We start from the raw sequence: 19,040 nt of genomic DNA, 5'->3' as shown, positions 1-19,040 counted from the left end.
GTCGGAAGGGCTGGAGGCACAGCAGTGATCCGCGCCATGGTCCGACGTGTACTTGTGCTGGCGGCGGCTTTTGCCACTGCCTTGACGCCGGTCATTTGTCTTGGCGAAAGCAGCAAGCCGTTGCCAGCCAAGGCAACGAGGGAGCTACCCGCTGAGCTGCTCTCGCTGCTCGAACAGAAGAAGATGCCGAAATATTCACCTATCGTCGTGCGCCTGTTCAAGGAGGAGGCCGAGCTCGAGGTCTGGAAGCAGGACGCGACCGACCGTTTCCAGATCCTCAAGACCTATCCGATCTGTCGGTGGTCGGGCGATCTCGGGCCGAAATTGTACGAGGGCGACCGACAGGCTCCGGAAGGGTTCTATACGATTACACCCGAGCTGATGAATCCCAACTCCAACTTCCATCTTTCGATCAACCTCGGCTTTCCCAACACGTTCGACAAGGCGAACAAGCGCAACGGCAGCTTCCTCATGATCCACGGCGACTGCTGGTCGAGCGGTTGCTATGCCATGACCGACGAACAGATCAGCGAAATCTATTCGCTGGCACGCGACTCATTCCTCGGCGGCCGGCCGTCGTTCCAGGTCCAGGCCTATCCGTTCCGCCTGACGCCGGCAAACCTGGCGCGGCATCGAAATAGCCCCAACCTGGTCTTCTGGAAAATGCTCAAGATCGGCAACGATCATTTCGAGACGACGCGACTCGAACCAAGGGTGGATGTGTGCGACCGCCGCTATGTGTTCGATGCGCGACCTCCCCTGAATTCGCCGTCGCCTCCAGTGTTCAACCCTACCGAAAAATGTCCCCCCTTCGTCGTCAATCCGGAAATCGCGCGGCGGGCGCTGGAGAAGAGGCGCTCCGACGAGCTCGAATACGCGCGATTGCTTGAAGACAACGTTCCGGCTGCCCCGATATACAGCGGACTGGACGGCGGAATGAACAAGGCATTCCTCACACAATTTCCGGGCAGAGTGACGCTTGCGAAAGTCATGCCGTATGCATCCTACCTGCCGCAATTGCCACCGATCCCCTGGATCGACAATGATGGCTCGTTGGCGAGTAGATGGTTTGGCAGCTCGTTGGACAAGCTGCCGGAGTGTAATCCGACGCGTGTCGGCTTCCCGTCAGGTCGGTGCTGAACGCTCGTGCGGCGTCCGCGGTGGATCATCAGAAGAGGATGGCATCGGCATTCCGTCCAGGGAATGCTGGCGGCGTCGGAGCGGAGACCTCGAAAAAAAGTTCGTCCCGGCTTGCTGAACCAAAGCAAACGGCAACGAGTCCGCCTCCGCCCCGCGGGCTTCGGCGCGACAGCCTTGCGCAAACTTTGTTTGCGAAGGCTGGCGGAGGGAGAGCAACCGAGTTCCAACATTCTCCATGTGAAGGACCCCATCTGGCCCCAAAACGCGTTCAATTCCAATCCCTTAGGTTTGGCCCCGGGGCAAAAGGTAAGATCGCTTAATTGATCCGGTCTACGGACGAATCAGGTCGCTCAAGTCATCGAGCCAGCCATACCTCCGGCGATTTTCAGCCCTTAATCCCGAACATTTCGGCATGCAGCCAAGGAGTACCGAAAAAATCATGTCTCACACCCCTCCAATGAGGGCTGCGAAGATTCTGTCTTAGATCGCATCGATTACGATCTGCTCTCCGTAAGAGACAAACTAGGTGCCGGCACCGCAGCGACAAGTGTCCTCGGTTGGCGCCTAGCGCTCCTTCACGCGCCCACAACCATCTGCTTTTGACCCATCTCGGACGTCGGATGGTCCCTGCCGCTTGCGGGTATCCCTAGCTCGCTTCGCGGCCCGTGAACGCCATTAGGGCGCGGCCCGGTACGACCCGGAGATCTCCTAGTGTGGTCTTGCCGGACATCACCGCATCCGCAACGATACTCAGCGAACATCGCTAAAAAGAACAGGCGCAAAAGCGGCGGAACGATCAGCTCGCGGCCGCATATTAGGAGATTATGTTGCGAGCATTCACGTGACCGAAAGGGACGCCCATAGGTTCCGCGAAGAAGCAGAAGAGTGCAGAGTTCTGGCGGCGCAAGCCGTCAGTCCCATTGACCGAGAGCCCTGGCTTCGGCTCGCCGAGGACTGGGAAAAGCTTGCCGACCGTATCGCAAAAGGTCACGGTTTTTTGGCCCGGCGAGACCGCCCGGCGAATTGACTCGGAGATCGCCTCTAAACTCGTCCCGGTTCTGGAACATAGCGGGTTTTGGCCAGGATCATGCCGGACTTTCGCGCTTACATCATCGATGCCGATGGGCACATACAGCTTCGGGTCGATCTTACAGCTTCGGGTCGATCTTGATGTCTAAGACGAAGCAGCGGCAAGGGATAGGGCTAGGCACCTCGTGGACGGGCATGCCGTAGAGCTTTGGGAAGGTGCAACCAAGCTGGCCCGGTTTGCCAATACGCCGACATTGAGTCGGTCCATCAACGCAAGCGCCTTCGCCGGAGATCCAGATGCTCGTATCAGCACAACGAGGGCCGATCAGGCCGCCTGCTACCTTTTCCGATTCAACAATCCCTTAGGTATCAAGTTCGCTATGACCCTTGTTCTGCCCTTCCAGGAAAAATGAGGCCGACACCATTCGAACGCATCGGGGATGCGCGCCCGGTTCGAGCTGCTTCTATATGCTATTGTCGATTACGCCATCTTCATGTTGCACAGAGGGCCGCGTTCAAACGTGGGAGTGCCCGGCGCAGAAAGGCTCAAGGGTTATTCGGCTGATGAGATATCAGAAAGTCCTTCCCGACGTTCTATACGCCTGAAGAGAACGAGACAAAGAAGCGCAGGGCGGCATTTGCGGCTGTACGCGAAACTGGCCTTTTCCATTCGGAGGCATGGCGAGTACACAAGGACGGCAGCGGTCCTCGGCGCTTGTTGTCGACACCATCGTGATGAATCGGGAGAGTTAGTCGGCTTCGCAAAGCTTACTCGTGACATCACCGAACGTCATCAGGCCGAATCTTGGAGGTTGAGCGCCGTTATCGCCCGCCGGTCGGCGTCGATTTTGCTGTCAGCTGCCCAAGCGGAGAAGATGGCGCTGCGCTGGGCGTGGCCAGCCCGACATTAATTTGCAGTGCGGCTTCAGCCTGCCTCACCCGCTTCACCAACAACACTCAGGCGGTGCCGGGCGGCAACTCTTCAGCGGCTTTTCAACGGCTTTCCGGAACCTCGCAGCTTCCTGCGAGCCCGCTGATTGAATGAGAAGGACTGCTTAATGCGGCGACGCATACCAGATCTCCCCGAACCGGCTTGCGCCGGCGCCGATCATTCCAACGCCTTACGTTCAACTTAGGTTCTGCCGTAGGAAACGGCCCGCTTGCGCTACCCCACCCAGGAAACCATCGGCGACGATCTGATGCGAGGTACGTGGAACCATCAGCTTTCCTATTTGTTATGGCTTGTTCGGCGGCCCAACGGGGGCGTCCGCCAGTTCATCCCGAACAGAACGGCCCGCCTGGGGTCCCCTCGCCCCGAGAGACGCTTCGATGTCCAATGTCGAGGAATTTCCGTACTCCCCACGTCGCCAACCGACTGAGTTCGAGGCGCTGGTTGCGGCCGGCCAAACTGCACTGGATGCCATTCCTGGCGCGGTTTGCCTTTGCGATGCCGAGGGATTGCTGATCGCCTTCAATACCGAGGCGGTGCAATTGTGGGGAAGGACCCCCAACCCTGCCAAAAAGGAACGCTTCTGCGGTTCGCACCAACTGTACCTTCCCGACGGAAGTCCGCTGGCCCGCAGTGACTGTCCCATGGCCACCGCGGTTAGGGCTGGAACGCCCATACGCAACGCCGAAGTTATTATGGCGCGGCCGGACGGCTCTCGCTTTACGGCCCTGATCAATATCCGCGCTCTGCGCGACCACTCCGGGAATATCCAGGGCGCCATCAACTGCTTTCAGGACATCACCGAACGGAAGCAGATCGAAGAAGAAGTCCGGCGAAGAACGCAGGACCTGGAGGACTTTTTCGAGAATAGCGCGGTCGGCCTTCATATCGTCAGCGGTGAAGGCATTATCCTTCGCGCCAACAAAGCCGAGTTGACTCTGCTCGGGTACAGCCCGGAGGAGTACATTGGCCGCCACATCGCGGAGTTTCATGCCGACGCCCCGGTGATTGGCGATATCCTCCAGCGCCTCTCCTGCGGCCAGCCGCTCGACCGTTATCCGGCGCGGTTGCGCGCGCGCGACGGCTCAGTGAAGCACGTGTTGATTACGTCAAACGGCCGATTTGTGGATGGCAAATTCGTCAACACACGTTGCTTCACTGTCGACACCACAGACTTGCAAGCCGCCAACGAAGCACGCCAGGCCAGTGATGCCCGACTTGCGGCAACATACGAGGCTGCCATCGTCGGGATATCGGAAGCGGACGAGAGCGGCCGCTTCTTGCGGGTGAATGATTCACTTTGTCGGATCACTGGGCGCTCGCGCGGCGAACTGCTGGCAATGACGTTCTATGACTACACTGATCCAGATGACCAGGCGAAGGACGCCGAACTCTATGCGGCTCAGGTGCGCGGCGAGGTCGAGAATTATACGATTCGCAAGCGTGCATTGCGGCCCGACGGCTCTGTGCGCCATCTAGACATCTCCAGTTCGTCCGTGCGCGATCCAAATGGCCGGTTTCTTTACGGCGTGCGTGTCGCCCAGGACGTCACAGCCACCAAACAGCTGGAGGATCGTCTCCGCGAAGGCGAGCAGCGCATGCGCGATCTCCTTGAGGCTTTGCCCGCAGCGATCTACACCACCAATGCCGAGGGCCGCATTAATTTCTTCAATCGAGCAGCGGTCGAGATGGCCGGCAGAACTCCCCAGCCTGGCGATGAATGGTGCGTAACCTGGAAACTCTATTGGCCCGACGGTTCGCCTCTGCCGCACGATGAATGTCCGATGGCAGTGGCGCTGCGTGAAAACCGCCCAGTTCGCGGTGCCGAGGCAATTGCCGAGCGTCCAGACGGCAAACGCGTGCCTTTTATTCCTTATCCGACTCCGCTCCGTGATGCGAAGGGACACTTGGTCGGCGCCATCAACATGCTCGTCGACATCAGTGAGCGCAAGGAGGCAGAGAATGCTCAGAAGGTGCTCATCGACGAACTGAATCACCGTGTAAAGAATACGCTTGCCACGGTGCAGTCACTCGCGAGCCAAACCGCTCGACATGCGGCGGATCTGCAAGAGTTTTTGCCGACGTTCACAGGAAGGTTGTTGGCCCTTGCTCGTGCCCATGACCTTCTTACGACCCGCAATTGGCAAGATGCCCCTTTCGAGCAACTAGTTCACGATATCGTCGCGCCTGTGTCTGGCGGACGGGTTGTCACAGGCGGTCCGAACGTCAATTTAGACGCGCGTACCGCACTGAGTGTCACCATGGTTCTCAATGAGCTTTTGACCAACGCGGCAAAATACGGCTCACTATCCGCACCTGATGGAGCCGTGTCGCTTACCTGGAAGATCGTCGACAGCGGACGGCCTCAAATCACACTAGAATGCGAATGGAGCGAACGCGGAGGTCCACCGGTTACCCCACCTAAGCGGCGAGGGTTCGGCACGCGGCTAATGGAGCGTTGCGTCGAACATGATCTCGCCGGTGACTTCGACTTGGTCTTTGAGACGGAGGGTACTCGCTGTCGCATGGTATTTCCAATTAGGGGCGCGTCCACCAATGTCTGAGGTATCCGGCGCCAGGGTCCTCCTCGTTGAGGATGAAGGATTGGTCGCCCTTATGATTGAAGACATGCTGGAGGAACTGGGGCTCAAGGTTGTTGCCTCTGCGGCTCATCTTAAAAAGGCATGCGAATTGGCGACCACCGGCTCCTTTGATCTGGCGCTTCTGGACGTCAACTTGGCTGGAGAGTTTGTTTTCCCCGTTGCTCGCGTTTTACGCGAGCGAAGGATTCCCTTCCTGTTCAGCACGGGCTATGGCGCCCCGCCCGTAGAGGAGGAGTTCAGAGACGCCCCCGCAATTGGTAAGCCCTTCTCCGTAGACCAACTGAACGATATGTTGCGAACGCTTCTGTCGCACTCCTAAGGCCGCCACGGATCAAGGACTTCCGTGCAATGTCTGCCCCGCCATCACATTGCGCTCTGCGAGGATCACCTCAACCGTGATCATGGTCAAGTTCATCCATAACTATATCGCCCCCGTGCTGGAGCAGCTGCGCATCCTCTGGACGGCATCGAATGCGCGTCCATAATTTTACGCTGCCGCCGCGCGATCCTCTTGGTTGACCCCGCGCATGACAATCCTGAGCGGGTCTTCCGTCAATGGCCGCTGCAATGCCTTCTTCGTCCGACAGCGCGCATCCATACCTCTCGTTCTTCATCTGTCGTCAGGACCATCGTCATCGCTTTCGGATGGATCGGCTCGACCATCGAATTCGGCGCCGTCGTCAGAAAGCCGTAGACCTGATGCGGCCCCTGTATCGGCTTCGACTTCGGTCCGCGATCACCGTTGAACGTCGTCCAGATACCAGCGAAGGCGAACAGCGGACGATCCTCGCTGGGCCCGGACCAAACAACGGTCCTTCTTCTTGGTTTCGGGTTCGGCTCCCAAAGTATAGGTCGGGAACAACTACTAGCAGGGGCATTGAGCGTAGGCGCTACGAACATCAAGCGTAGCGCGGACGGCCTGTCAGAGCAGCTTGTGCTCGGGGCTGCGCAGCCGGTGAATGCCCATGAATCGCATTTTCCTCGCCATCATCGCTTCGGCGTTGATATTACTTCTCGGCGCAATCGGCCGTCGTTGATCAATGCTGACCTGTCTCACGGCCGCACCGTCGGTTTCGTCAGCTCACGACAGAACAGCCGGCGAGCGCCCTCTGCTACCCTTCTTGAGCAACATACGTTGCGGCGGGAATGAGCTGCAGTAAACCCTCGCTTATAATTCCTAGCGACATCGGCCCATTCTGAAAGAGTAGGAAGTCTCAGGAACGGTCTCATCAGGATCGCGTTTCTGCACAACAGGCTGAGGGAGTCATCGACACAATCATTGGAGAACTAAAGATGGCAAACCCGCGTCCGGAAGAGAGATCGACACAAAACATGGAAGACGCAGCCCGCCGTACAGGCGAGAGGGCTGCGGAGCAGACCACGCGCATCGGGCAAGCTGCGGCTGAAGCCGGCGAAGAAGTGGCACGGGCCAGCGCTGATATGCTCAAGCAAAATGTTGAGACGTTACAGCAGACTTGGCGCTCCAGCCTCGAGGCGGCGACCTCGGTAATGGGACGGTCAAGCGAGCAGTTTAGCCGCACGCTTGGCATATCTGAAGAAGATGCGCAAAAGGTAACGGCGGCAACCGAACGGTCAGCTCGCAACGCGCAGACGCTCCTCTACAGTGGTACAGCCGCCGCCAAAGTGATGGGGGGAATGTCCCAAGAGTACCTCCAGATGGTTCGTCAACAATTTGAGAAGCACATGGACCACTTGAACAGGTTGTGGACGTGCCGAACTCCACAGGACTTTGCGGCGGTGCAGAGTGACATGGTGCGGGAGACAGTGGAGACCGCTCTGGAAAGCAGCCGTCGTATCGCCGACTTGTCGCTCAAAATGGCCGACGATACTGGGAAGCAGATTAAAAAAAACTATGGATCAGATCCCACGCTAAGCAGGGCGGACTTGTTCAACGGAGAGAGCGGCAGGGCAAGCCGCTCTTGCCGCCCCGGCGAATTCAGCGCGATTTTCATTTGCGCGTTCGCTTGCGACTGAGCCGTTTGGCGTTTGCCGCGACCTTCCTTCGGTATTGCTCAACAATCTTGTCTCCCGATGCGCCAGCCATCAGGCTTGTACCGGCCTTCGCCGCCGCCAGCACTTTTTCACTCACCATGCGCTGGGCTTCACGTTGGGCCGCTTTGCCCCCGCGCATCAACTTCGCTAGGCGCAGTCCGATCACGCGATTGCTTTCTAGCCCCAGCATCATCCAGTTCCACATGCTGCGATATTCCTAGCAAGGCGAATAACTTCGGATTACATCAACGACCACGGCGTGCGCGGTGTCCAATCAAAGCCGCGTGGCTTGCTACGACGAGCAGCAATCTACATCAATCCGCTGGCGCCATGGCTAGCGCAAGGGTACTCGAACTGATTAGGAGAAGACGAGAAGCGCCCTCGCGCCGGACAACTGCGCGCTCAGGATCATCAAAGCGATAGGAAGCAGCAGCCTCTGCCGAAAGGAATAAACATTCCAAATCTTCTGAAATTCGTACTCCTTTTGCCAGGTCGCTCCACGTCCCGCTCAGATATTTGAACCATTAAAGTGCTCGCGACGTTCTCCACAACTGGAGGAAGCGAGCACGTGCAAATGAGGACCAGATCGAAATGCGGGTACTAATCGTCGACGACCATCCCGTTGTCGTGACCGGCTGCCGGGCCTTGTTCACATCGGACCCTTCCGTCGAGATCCTGGAGGCTTCCGATGCAAAGGAGGGCCACCGTGCGTACTTGCAGAAGCATCCCGACGTCACCGTGATTGACATTTGGCTTCCCGACCTTACCGGCTTCGAGTTGACCCGGCGAATCCGCAGGGATGATCCGGCCGGCAAAATTGTCATGCTCAGCGCGAGTGAGGATCCGGCGTTCGTGGTGCGCGCTGTGGAGATGGGCATTCAGGGATATGTCTCAAAGAGCGATGATCCCCGGCTCCTGGCCAAGGCCATTCGGAAGGTTGCAGCCGGCGAGCGCTTCGTCTCACCGCGTCTGGCGGAAGCGACGACTTTCGCGGGCGCGGCGATCAAGGCCAGTCCTTTGACGCAGATGAGCCCACGCGAACTCGAGATCCTGAGGCTTTTGGGTCGTGGCGACCGCATTTCAGAAGTCGCGTCCGAACTCGGCATCTCCTATAAAACCGTTGCCAACACGACCTCCGTGCTGAAGTCCAAGCTCGGCGCTCGAAATCACTCCGACTTGGTCCGGATCGCAGTCGAGATCGATTTGCACCAGTGACCGGAATCCTGCTATTTTGGAAGTTTTTGCACAGCAGCGACATCGGAGAGTGCCCTGCTCACTGTGCGCACTTGAGCGGCACGACCTCTGACGCGCGCGACGGCAAAAGGGGCGAGCTATATGGAGCTATCCCGACGAACTGATTGAACTCATCGTCAGAAGCGTCCGCACGAACCCCATTATGACAATTTGGAACGCAACCGGCCGAGCGGAGTTAAGTCGCGGCCTCTCATGTTGTGTTGCAAGGCCGAGCGAAGGAAGCCCATGCGTCGCGTTCGACTTGTGATAGCAGATAGACGTCCCATTGTTCTGCAGGGCTTTGTATCGCTGCTCGAAGCGCAGCCAGATTTCGAAGTGGTTGGGTGCTGTCTCGATGGCGCTAGTTGCCTTGCGGCCCTTCGCCGCTTGACGCCCGATGTGGTGTTACTGGAGGACGGGTTCACTGATGTAACCGCCTCCGACATCCTCGCCGCCGTGGACGACGAAGGTCTTTCCTCCCGGCTTGTGTTCTTCACTGCTACTGTCACCTGCGGCGATCTTGCCAGAGCACTGGCGACCGGCGCTTGCGGCGCGATTTCGATGAACGCCAAGCCAGAAGCGCTGGTGCAGTCGCTGAGGCTGGAAAAACGGGGGTCTGACCAGGCGAGGGTCGGTAACGAAGCCAATGGAATCGCCTCATTCGGCAATAACGTTCTGGCGCTTCTGACCGTCAATGAGCGGACGATCATGGATCTCGTCGCGGAAGGCTTGTCGGACACTGAAATTGCGCGGGTGCTTGGTGTCTCCCTGGAGATCGTCAGGATTCACATCGACCACGCGCGACAGAAGCTGGGAATCAACAGCCGAACGGAGCTCGCCGCGCTGGCACTGTCGCGCCGTTATGGCGCGATGAGTATCCTGGCTGCTGCGATCCTGGCAGCGTTGGATGATTCGCCCGGTCACGCCGCAACCGAAAGTTTCACGGTCGAGGCCGCAAATGGCGGCGCGGAGGTCGTCACCATTAAAATCAGCCGCAAGGAAGCAGTATCAGGTGGCACCCCGGCCAGAGGCGCGAGCAAGGACCGCGCCGGCGTCGCAACTGGGACGCCATCGCCGACCGGCAAACTCGTCGACGCTGAGATTGCCGCGAGCCTATTTGCGCTGGCAGCACTCAACGCGCCGAGACCGGGTTCGAGCGGCTACAGCATCTTCATGGTTGCAGCTTTCGCCGCCTTGATCTACGAGCTCGATGGTGCCAACCACGCCGTGCAGGCGTCCGATTTCGGCGATGACATCGTCACTTCATCTACCGCAAGCGACGCCAACGGACTGGCATCCGCACTTCCCGGCTTCGCAAATTTCGGCGGCACGGCCGAGTACGATCGGGCGTTCGCATTCGAGTTGGCCCTAGGCGATGCAATCGCCACAGACGGCCGCGAGCTTTATGTCGGCAATGCCCATGCAGAGGATGGCGGTAGTGACCGGGAAGTCCCTATTCCCCGAGGTTCGGGGGCCGTTGATGTTGTTGCGGCGGCCGCGAACGAAGCCTCGCAGCGGGGCCCCGCGGAGGCAGGCCGGGACAGCGGGTCAAATCACGGTCGATCCCAATTCGATTTGCGCCCTTCCGACGAAGCCGCTAAGCGTGAGACCCCGGGAGACGATTTAAATCACGGTCAATCGCAGAAGACCTTACATGAGTCCGACCACAGCTCGGGAGCCGCCAAGGGGCATGCCAAGCATGACGCTGCGGGCGACGGTTTAAATCGCGGTCAATCGCAGAAGGCTCTGCATGAATCCGACAACGGCTCCGGAGCCGCCAAGGGGCACGCCAAGCATGAGGCCCCGGGAGAAGATTCGAATCGCGGACAGGCTCACGGCGATTTGCAGACTTTTGAACATGGCTCCGCGGCCGGCGAGCAACACGCACAGCATGCACAGGCAGCTGATTTAGATACTGGCAAACCGCAGCAGAATATACCAACGGCGTCCGTAAATTCTGCCAATGACGCACATTCGGCCACTGAAGGAAAGGGCGGGCCTTCTTCCGACAATGCAGATCAGGCCAAATCAGCGGTTGGCACTGAACTGGGCGATTCCTTTCGTTTTCAGAGTTTCGCCGACAATACGTCTTCAGACGTGTATGACCTTCAGCAACTGAGCCACGGAGATGGAAAAGCCTATGGAGATGGTCAGCATTCCGTTGCGCGCGAGGGGCCGGAGCCGGTCCAGGATGCTGACGGAATTGATGTTGCAGATGCGCACCACGATCACTCATGGCACGCCAATCTCCATGCGGCTCACGATCTGATTGTTTAGCATTCACTGATCGAATGGCCGGGCCGTGGTTCAAACGCTTTTTGCCCTGCTGACATCGCAACGCGCAGTTGACGCGACCATCGCCGAGACACCCAAGCGCTCCGATGATGGAGCAATCGAACAGGAGGACATGGCTGCATTCGATCTAGTGCTCGACCTGTTCAATCATGCCGTCGCCGATAGGCGAGCCGGCGCTGCAGAGCGGCACCTCCGATCAGGGCGCGGATAGAAGGCCCGACCCTAGCGTGTCGGCGATAGCGCGCCTCACATGAATTATGCGATATCGGTTCTGGCGCCGATAGCGGCGCTCGCTGTTCGGCATCCAAGGCGACGGCCACGCTGGCTCGTTCGTTGGGCATCGCTATCTGCGCGTCGCCAGCCCCGCCTGGCCAATCTCCGACAAGTCCTCCTGATCCCATCCGAGCTCTTTGCGGTCCTTCTCGAAACCGGCTCGAGGTCGGCGGCAGACCTGGGAGAGAACATCACCACCGCCGGCCTGGACCTCGAGCGGCTGCCGAAGTCGGACCCGGGCCGATCGTGGAGCTAACCGGCCTACGGACGCCCTGCATCCTCATTGACGGGCTTAAACGACAGATGCTCTCGTCGGCGGAGAAGGGCCCTCCGTTCCAATCCGAGGTGCTGGGCGTGGTGCGGGTCGGCGGGACGGTCGAGGCTGGCGATACGGCGCGGGTTCGGCTGCCGTCCGCCTCCCTTCGCGCCTTAGCGGCTAAGAGCCCGGTGCACAACTCGGCTGCCCGATAGCAGAAATGAAGCTTGTTCTGTAGGTCGGACGGGCATGGCCGCAAACAAGGTAACGGTGGTACGCTTGGGGCCAAGGAGGCAATCGACAGTCCGGGACTATCTAAGCCGCGGCGTTAAGCTGGCGGCTTCTTTCTTGGACTCAGGAGGGGCTTGACCTCGCCCGTTCGCGCGCCTCTCAACGACGTTCACGGCGCCGCTTGGCCCGATCGGCGGGCTGCCGCAGCAGGGCAAGTCTGGTTAGTCCGCCTATTGGCCCGCAGCGGACCTTCACGGTGATGCCCGCTGAAGGCCGCTCGTGACCCGAGCCGACCTCCGCTCCGGCAGAGGTGCGCCGCGGACACTCAGCGAAGATGCGCAGCGTGAGGCCATGGCCACACGGCCATGAGGGCAAAGACCCCGAGCTTAAAGGGCCCCGAAAAACTTGTCCGGGACGTGATGGAAAAGAAAAAGCCGCCCTGCGGCGGCTAGTTTCAGACCTTCCTTTTTCTACTTATTTCTTGAGGGCGTCAGCGGTATCCCGCGCGGCGTCCTTCACGTCTCCCGCAGCGTTGTGGGCGGATCCCTTGGCCTTATCCATTTTGCCTTCGGTTTCCAGGTCCTTGTCGCCGGTAAGTTTGCCGGCACCCTGTTTGATCGCACCTTTTGCCTTGTCGGCGGCGCCCTTCACATGTTCACGGTCCATGATCATTATCCTTTCTTGTCCGGAAGACGAGCACAACGAAACCGTTGCGCGGTCGTTCCTGCGAGGCGCGCACCGCTCTTGCACACCAAGACTTGGCTATAGCGGACGAAGGAACGGATTGCGTTTCTGTCCTGCTCGTTTCTGTGTGCAATGTGTCAGCGCTCCAGTCGCAAGTTTTCACCAGTTTGGCGGAAATGTTCGGGGATGCGCACGTTGATGAAGCGGCGGGGCCTAGATGGAGAAACAGCCAGGTGAGCAGAATAGCGTCCTGCGGACAGACGAGGGCAGCCTTTGCCCCGAAGCGGACCTGCGCGACACTCGGTGGGAATCGCTACCTATAACTTCATTCTTCCGACACCCCCGCCAGCCGCAAACCGTCATAGATGCGCTCGCGTTTGACGAGGTAAACTGGGTGATCACTGTACGCGCCGTCCCGAAGGCGGCGAATTGTGAAAGTTGTAACAAGCTCACACAACGCCCTTGCAGTGGCAAAGCCTACTATCATGAACCAGCGATGAGCGAAGATATCGCGGGAGAGAGGCGAAATGCTTCTTTGATATGGGCTTCAGTCTCAGCCCCGCGACCCATATACAGCTTTGCGCCGCCAATTTGCGCGTGTGCCTCAGCCAAATTGCAATCCAGCGCCAACGCTCTTTCAAACTCAGCTGGCGCGTAGCCTGACTTTCACGGTGATGCCCGCTGAGCGACGCTTCTGGCCCATAGCCGACCCACAGCGTCTCCCGCCAAGGGGCGCTCGTGACCCAAAGCGGGACACGATGAGTGACGAGGCAGAAGGTCTGCTCTCATTCACCACATTTAAACCTTAAGATTTTACGAAGGAGGACGCACCACCGGCCGCAGGAACATGCGAACAGCCTTTGTACAGAAGCCATCCGTGGACTTCGGGCAATGAAGGTTTGGCAGACAAGCTGCATCGCGGCTGCGGTCGCATCCGTGGGACTTTATCTAGCCGCCGGTAACAGGCCGGCCGGGACGGGGCCGGATGTCATGACGGGCGCTGCAGCGAACATAGCGGCTCCCGCGAACATGACGGCTCCTGCGAACATGGCGACGCCCGCCTTGTACGCCGAGGCATCGGCCAGACTTGCGATAGCGCTTCGGGCAGAAAGAGCCGAGCTGGGCTCGGTGACGACAGCAGGTTCCGGGCCGTTGAGCACCGGAGCGGAGATCGTCGATGAACCCGTCGCGACCAAATTGGCGTCGTTGGGACAGGATATCGTCCAACCGCTGCCGGCAGGACGCGATGCTTCCAACGATGCTCCGAAAGTGGCGTCGACGCAGGATTTCCGTTATCTGGTCTACTACGTCTGGTCTGAACTGCCGCCCGCCGAGAAACCGGCGGAGATCGTCTTGCGTTCGTTCAAGGACATCCCGGTCGGAACGCCGGCCGAAGAGATCAAGCGCGCTTCCGACGCATTTGGTCTCGATTTTAATTTCATGATGGCGGTTGCCAAGATCGAATCCGGTTTCAATCCCAATCAACGCACCGGGTCGTATATCGGCTTGTTTCAGCTGAGCCAATATGAGTTCGGGAAGTTCGGTTTCGGGCAGATTCGCAGTCCGCGGGATAACGCCGTTGCGGCCGCCTATAAGGTCATTACCGAAGGCATCCTTTTCGAGTGGATCACGCATCGGAAGCCGGACTTGAGCGATCTTTACCTGATCCATCAGCAGGGCTGGGAAGGCGCCGCTGAGCACATCAGCCAGCCCGCTCGCATCGCTTGGAAATCCATGTGCGCCACCAGCGAAGGCAAGGAGAAGGGCGGAAGGTGGTGCAAACGCGCTATCTGGGGCAATGCACTTCCAGCGTTCAAGCGTACTTGGAAATCGGTGGACAACGTGACTTCAGAGGCGTTCGTCGGTATGTGGCGCGGCCGGGTCGCCGAATTTTACACGAAATATGTGGCGACTGCCGCTGCGGCGGCAAGCCAATAAATTCGTTTTCGGCAGGCCCTGCCACGCTTGCGGGCTAGACCAAGTCCGCTCATGGCCCTGAGCCGAACAACGAACGCGCCGTCGCCACGTCCGCTGTTTGAGGGAGATCTGACCTTGCGCGATGAGACGTGGTGAGCAGCTTTTGACCCAAGGCGGACATATCGTCGCGCCGCTTTGCGACGCAATATTGCACTCACCAAGTGCCACCTCTGTCGAGAACTGATATACTGCACCGGTCGTCCTCAAGTTGTGATGAGGGTCGAATGAAGCGGCGGGACTGCGGCGTTACTCGTTTCGTCACGGGGTTTGCGGGCGCAGAGCCGACGCTATCGACTTGGCTTTCTCGCTGTAGGTGACGGAAGCGGGCGGACGCTCAATCAAACCGAACTGGCGTTGTTTGATGGGCTGCGAAACCACGGTTGGATAGACGGAAGAAATCTGATTATCGATTATCGTTTTTCCCAACCTCCGGATCGACTGCCCGCTTCGGTTGCCGATCTGGTTGCCCTCAGTCCCGATGTGCTCATCGTCGCGGCACCGCAGGCAACCAAGGCTCTGAAATCGGCAACTGCTACCATTCCCATCGTATTCGTAGCCGTGGCTGATCCTGTGGGACTTGGCCTCGTGCAAAGCCTAGCGCGGCCCGGCGGCAACATAACGGGACTTGCGACTTACGTGCCGGGAGATTTTGTCGCAAAACGAATAGAAATCCTCCGGGAACTGGTGCCTGGTGCCTCGCAGTTTGCAATCCTGGCCAATCCAGGCAACCCGATGCATAGGCTGTTGTTAGCCGACGAGGTACCCAGTACGGCCCGTAACCTAGGTGTGGCTCTGCCGATAGTTCAGGCGACCACGGCCGAGGAGCTTGATGTGGCCTTTGCCTCGGCTGCCGCCCAGCGCGCTGATGCAATCATTGTTTTTGGCGATACTCTGACTGTTGTCGAGGCCCCCCGAGTCGTCGCGCTCGCGGCGAAACATCATCTGCCTGCCGTTCATTTCTCCCGACAATTCGCAAATGGGGGATTGATCGTCTACGGCCCCGATTTCGCCGATCTCTTCCGCCGTGCAGGCGGCTACGTGGATAAGATACTTAAAGGCGCCAAGCCGTCCGATCTGCCGGTAGAGCAGCCGACAAAATTCGAGTTCGTGATCAACATGAAGACTGCCAGAGCACTCGGCCTCAGCGTGCCGACCTCATTACTGCTTCGCGCTGATGAGGTGATCGAATAGAGATCCTATTGTTGCGATGCACGAGTCTCTTGTTGGCCCCGAGCGGACCTTCACGGTGATGGCCGTTGAGGGCCGCTTGTGACCCTTACCGGACCTGCCGTGGGCCACGTTCCCGAATCTGTATTCCAGTTGGTGGTCAATATTGACCAGATGTCGGTTACCGGACATGCCAGACTTCCATGATCACCGCACGGCCCTTGGCTTTCATCGGTGATGAGAACGCCACTAGCGCTCCCGCCTCCTCTAGAAAGGAGCAGCGCCATGCAGCGACGCCGTTTCAAGCAAACCACGTCTCTTGAAGAGCGCCTTGCCGAACAAGCCCAACGCCTCCGTCAGGAAGCCAAATCGCTTCCACCTGGTATCGAGCGGGAACGCGCGATCCGCAAAGCCCGGCAAGCCGAGACCGGCGCTCACATCAGCGAATGGCTAAATTCGCCCGGATTGCAGCCGCCGAGGTGAACGTTGAAAAAGCCAGCCTCCTGCGTTGCGTCTCCCGGCAGCCACTCTGGGAGCGTTAGAAACATGACTAAGTCCGAACAGCAGAGCGACGTAAAGCAACTTACGCCCTCCCGCGTGGAGGAAGCGCAGCGGGTGATTTCCGAGTACATGAGCGACCTCCGCGAGATCATCTGGAAGCTGCATCGCAAAATGAATTAAGGCCGCCTGGCGGCCTCTTTCACTTAAAGACGAACCGCATGCCGTCTTGGCCCATCAGCGAAGTGGAGCGTTTCGTTGAGGTCCGCTCAGTAACTCAGATTGAGTTGTTTGCATTTTGACCCTCACCGGACGTTCCCGGTGCTTGAACGATGGCTTCTGTCCGTCGTTGGACCCCTTGTCACACGTCTGAGCAAAACAGAACAGCGCGGAACTCGCGACAGTTGCATGGTGATCTTATCACCATTCACTTATCGGCAACTACCGGTGACTGAGAGTTCTGTAGCGCTCCCGCCTGATGAAGGCAAAGCACATGATCACGGTTCACGAGCCACGATGTCCAAAGTGCAAGAGAGCAATTACAATACTGGCACGGATTACCTCCGGTGCCTCCGGCTTTGACATCCGAACATTCAAGTGCCCCGCTTGCGATCACGTTCATCAGCGCGTGGTCGAGCTTTTCGATCCGATGAAGTCCGGCGAACTTGCAGGATGGCTCCGGGGTGAATTGCGAGCGCCGACGTAAGACTTCGTGCCATTTCGACGAGCAAACGCGGCGTTGTGATCGAGCCCGCAGATCGGGGCGTGATTTTCGGCACCCCCTAGGCAGCGAAGACGTAAGTGACATGCCGGCGCTCAACCGCTATAACGATGAGAACGCGCTCATCGGAGTAAAGGAGACTCCTGTGGGGAAATCGACCAAGAAGGCGTTCGATCCCCAAGCCTTTCTCGCAAAGGTAGGGGCAGGCAAGGCAATCCTGAAATTTGAGAGAAGTCAGCACGTCTTCACGCAAGGAGACGTGGCAGATGCAGTTTTTTACATTCAAAAAGGCCGCGTCAAGCTCACCGTCGTGTCCGAGCAAGGAAAGGAAGCGGTCGTCGGGATTTTGGAACCGGGCCAGTTCTTCGGCGAAGGGTGCCTCAATGGTCATCCACTGCGGATCGCGACCGCAACTGCGGTGGAGGAATGCATGATCACTTCAATAAGCAAAGAAGCGATGATCCACACCGTTCAGTCCGAGCCGAAATTTTCCGAGCTGTTCATGGCCTATCTCCTGACGCGAAACAGCCGCATCGAAGAGGATTTGATCGACCAGCTTTTCAATTCAAGCGAGAAGCGACTTGCACGCCTTCTTCTTCTGCTCGCGCATTTCGGAACGGAAGGCACAACTCAGCCTATTCTGATCGATATCAGCCAGGAAACGTTGGCAGAGATGATCGGCACGACGCGATCCCGGGTGAGCTTCTTCATGAACAAATTCCGCAAACTTGGACTCATCAGCTATAATGGGAAGATAGAAGTTCACAATTCGCTGCTGGATGCCGTTTTGCACGAAAAGCCCGAAATAGAGCGGGATGACGATCTATAGCCTAGCCCGACATGCTCGATGAGAAGATGTTCTCAGAGCGGCTTGCGTCGGCGATTTCTGCTCTTGGCCCATCGCTTCCGTTAGGGCGTAGCGGCGAGTTGTCCGGAGTCGGTGGTAAACCGGAAGCGCCCGACCGCTGGTCAAATCGGCGCTTCTGACCCATTGCGGGCCTCGCCTGTGGCTAACCTGACGTCGTTCTAGGTAGCCGGAAAAAGCTTGAGCAATGAGATGGGGCGGGCGATCAGCGCTTGTCTGCCGTTTGGCCGTTGGCCTTCTTCTCGAGTTCATCGATTCGGTCGAGTGCGTTGCTAAGGAGCTCGCCTAACACCAGCAGTGCTGAGTAGAGCTGCTGCGACATACCGGGTGTCGCAGCATGTATCACTCGCTTTATTTCCTCTCGCATTGCCATGGCCGTTCTCGCAGTGCCTTTCCTGATCGGAGCTAAGTTAGACGCGACTTCGTTGGATCTGCGCAAGTCGAAGTCACTTGCGGCGATTTTGCTCAATCCGGTTGGCAGTCGCGAGTTTTCCCTCGATGTGCTGCTTTAGATCACCGACCTCTTTTTCAAGGGCCTCTCGCGGGATGTTTTGATTTTTGGCCCCCTCAACGAGGCGGTCAACCAATACGTCCACGCTTTGTGAAGCGCCCGGCGTCCCATATTGCTCCGCGGCGTGAACGCTGTTCTCGACCCAAAAATCAATGTACTCGCGTGTCGTCGTTGGCATGTGAAGTTTCTGCCATTATCGAATTGAGCTTCGCGTGGAGAGTAACTAGTGGAGAGTAACTATATCCAGAGCTGGGGGCAAGGCGGCGCCCGCACAGTGGAGCCAGGCTTAGCTATCGCACGTTCTAGTTGTGGGCCAGGTTCTGCCGGCTTCACCGGCTATCCTGCTTCCCTCCTCAACGGCCTAGTTCAATCTTCGCAGTGGCCTGTTTCGCCTTTTGAGCGCATAAACGGGAATGCCCGATTCCCACTACCGAACCTGCCACTGTGGAGCAATCTATACCCGAACCGAGGCGATGGCCCCGGGTCGGCAGATCGCCAGCTTCGAGTGCTCGGTTTGCGGCGCGACCATGGAATCGTGGAACACCGCTTGGGTGCCCACCTATAGATTGATTGCTGACCCCGTCCGCCTTCAGCG

Annotated in this window: 15 protein-coding genes; 12 read left to right on the top strand and 3 right to left on the bottom strand. The window is 58.4% G+C overall.

Annotated features, from left to right (window positions below; genetic code table 11):
• The first annotated feature begins 24 nt into the window (after positions 1-24).
• The 5 genes from CIT37_RS03335 to CIT37_RS03310 all read left to right on the top strand — a co-directional run bounded on the left by CIT37_RS03335 (position 25) and on the right by CIT37_RS03310 (position 7,716).
• Positions 25-1,140: a L,D-transpeptidase family protein gene (locus CIT37_RS03335; RefSeq protein ID WP_244611362.1), complete on the top strand. Its 1,116-nt coding sequence runs from the start codon at positions 25-27 to the stop codon at positions 1,138-1,140.
• 1,834 nt (positions 1,141-2,974) lie between these two features.
• Positions 2,975-3,214 carry a hypothetical protein gene (locus CIT37_RS03330; RefSeq protein ID WP_143279326.1) on the top strand — a complete coding sequence of 80 codons (240 nt, stop codon included), beginning with the start codon at positions 2,975-2,977 and terminating at the stop codon, positions 3,212-3,214.
• A 284-nt stretch (positions 3,215-3,498) separates the two neighbouring features.
• Positions 3,499-5,682, top strand: coding sequence for a PAS domain-containing sensor histidine kinase (locus CIT37_RS03325; protein WP_095424510.1), 2,184 nt, complete (start codon positions 3,499-3,501; stop codon positions 5,680-5,682).
• Positions 5,675-6,040: a response regulator gene (locus CIT37_RS03320; protein ID WP_038972824.1), complete on the top strand. Its 366-nt coding sequence runs from the start codon at positions 5,675-5,677 to the stop codon at positions 6,038-6,040. Before CIT37_RS03325 ends, CIT37_RS03320 begins: the two co-directional genes overlap by 8 nt.
• Positions 6,041-7,014: 974 nt before the next feature.
• The gene (locus CIT37_RS03310) at positions 7,015-7,716 is read left to right on the top strand and encodes a phasin family protein (RefSeq protein WP_095424509.1); all 702 of its coding nucleotides are present in this window, start codon (positions 7,015-7,017) and stop codon (positions 7,714-7,716) included.
• On the opposite strand, the gene CIT37_RS03305 is transcribed toward CIT37_RS03310, so the two are convergent.
• On the bottom strand, positions 7,691-7,939 hold the full coding sequence (locus tag CIT37_RS03305; protein ID WP_038972827.1) for a hypothetical protein: 249 nt from the start codon (positions 7,937-7,939) through the stop codon (positions 7,691-7,693). The two genes, CIT37_RS03310 and CIT37_RS03305, sit on opposite strands and share 26 nt — an antisense overlap.
• Positions 7,940-8,325: 386 nt before the next feature.
• Between CIT37_RS03305 and CIT37_RS03300 the strand changes: the two genes are divergently transcribed.
• Both CIT37_RS03300 and CIT37_RS03295 read left to right on the top strand, forming a co-directional pair.
• Positions 8,326-8,949, top strand: a complete 624-nt coding sequence (locus tag CIT37_RS03300; RefSeq protein ID WP_038972828.1) for a response regulator transcription factor — start codon at positions 8,326-8,328, stop codon at positions 8,947-8,949.
• A 405-nt stretch (positions 8,950-9,354) separates the two neighbouring features.
• Positions 9,355-11,244 (top strand): LuxR C-terminal-related transcriptional regulator, encoded by a 1,890-nt coding sequence (locus CIT37_RS03295; RefSeq protein ID WP_334262555.1) that lies wholly within the window; start codon positions 9,355-9,357, stop codon positions 11,242-11,244.
• Between the two features lie 1,252 nt (positions 11,245-12,496).
• Here the strand turns inward: CIT37_RS03295 and CIT37_RS03285 are convergent.
• Positions 12,497-12,688 carry a CsbD family protein gene (locus tag CIT37_RS03285; protein ID WP_038372499.1) on the bottom strand — a complete coding sequence of 64 codons (192 nt, stop codon included), beginning with the start codon at positions 12,686-12,688 and terminating at the stop codon, positions 12,497-12,499.
• Positions 12,689-13,597: 909 nt separating this feature from the next.
• Here CIT37_RS03285 and CIT37_RS03280 point away from each other — a divergent pair.
• The 5 genes from CIT37_RS03280 (at position 13,598) to CIT37_RS03260 (ending at position 17,898) form a co-directional block, all read left to right on the top strand.
• Entirely contained in the window at positions 13,598-14,644 is a 1,047-nt protein-coding gene (locus tag CIT37_RS03280) for a lysozyme family protein (protein WP_038972830.1), read from the top strand.
• A 393-nt stretch (positions 14,645-15,037) separates the two neighbouring features.
• Positions 15,038-15,874, top strand: a complete 837-nt coding sequence (locus tag CIT37_RS03275) for an ABC transporter substrate-binding protein (protein ID WP_244611361.1) — start codon at positions 15,038-15,040, stop codon at positions 15,872-15,874.
• A gap of 261 nt (positions 15,875-16,135) precedes the next feature.
• Positions 16,136-16,333, top strand: coding sequence for a hypothetical protein (locus CIT37_RS03270; RefSeq protein ID WP_075968876.1), 198 nt, complete (start codon positions 16,136-16,138; stop codon positions 16,331-16,333).
• Between the two features lie 63 nt (positions 16,334-16,396).
• Positions 16,397-16,531: a hypothetical protein gene (locus CIT37_RS03265; RefSeq protein WP_016839765.1), complete on the top strand. Its 135-nt coding sequence runs from the start codon at positions 16,397-16,399 to the stop codon at positions 16,529-16,531.
• Between the two features lie 623 nt (positions 16,532-17,154).
• Positions 17,155-17,898, top strand: a complete 744-nt coding sequence (locus CIT37_RS03260) for a Crp/Fnr family transcriptional regulator (protein WP_167456559.1) — start codon at positions 17,155-17,157, stop codon at positions 17,896-17,898.
• A 482-nt stretch (positions 17,899-18,380) separates the two neighbouring features.
• Here CIT37_RS03260 and CIT37_RS03255 read toward each other — a convergent pair whose 3' ends face one another.
• Positions 18,381-18,623 (bottom strand): hypothetical protein, encoded by a 243-nt coding sequence (locus CIT37_RS03255; protein ID WP_016839768.1) that lies wholly within the window; start codon positions 18,621-18,623, stop codon positions 18,381-18,383.
• Between the last annotated feature and the right edge of the window lie 417 nt (positions 18,624-19,040).

It is taken from the genome of Bradyrhizobium ottawaense (assembly GCF_002278135.3).
GTDB lineage: Bacteria > Pseudomonadota > Alphaproteobacteria > Rhizobiales > Xanthobacteraceae > Bradyrhizobium > Bradyrhizobium ottawaense.
The sequence above is the reverse complement of the archived record's forward strand: the minus strand, read 5'-3'. Positions and strand labels throughout refer to the sequence as shown.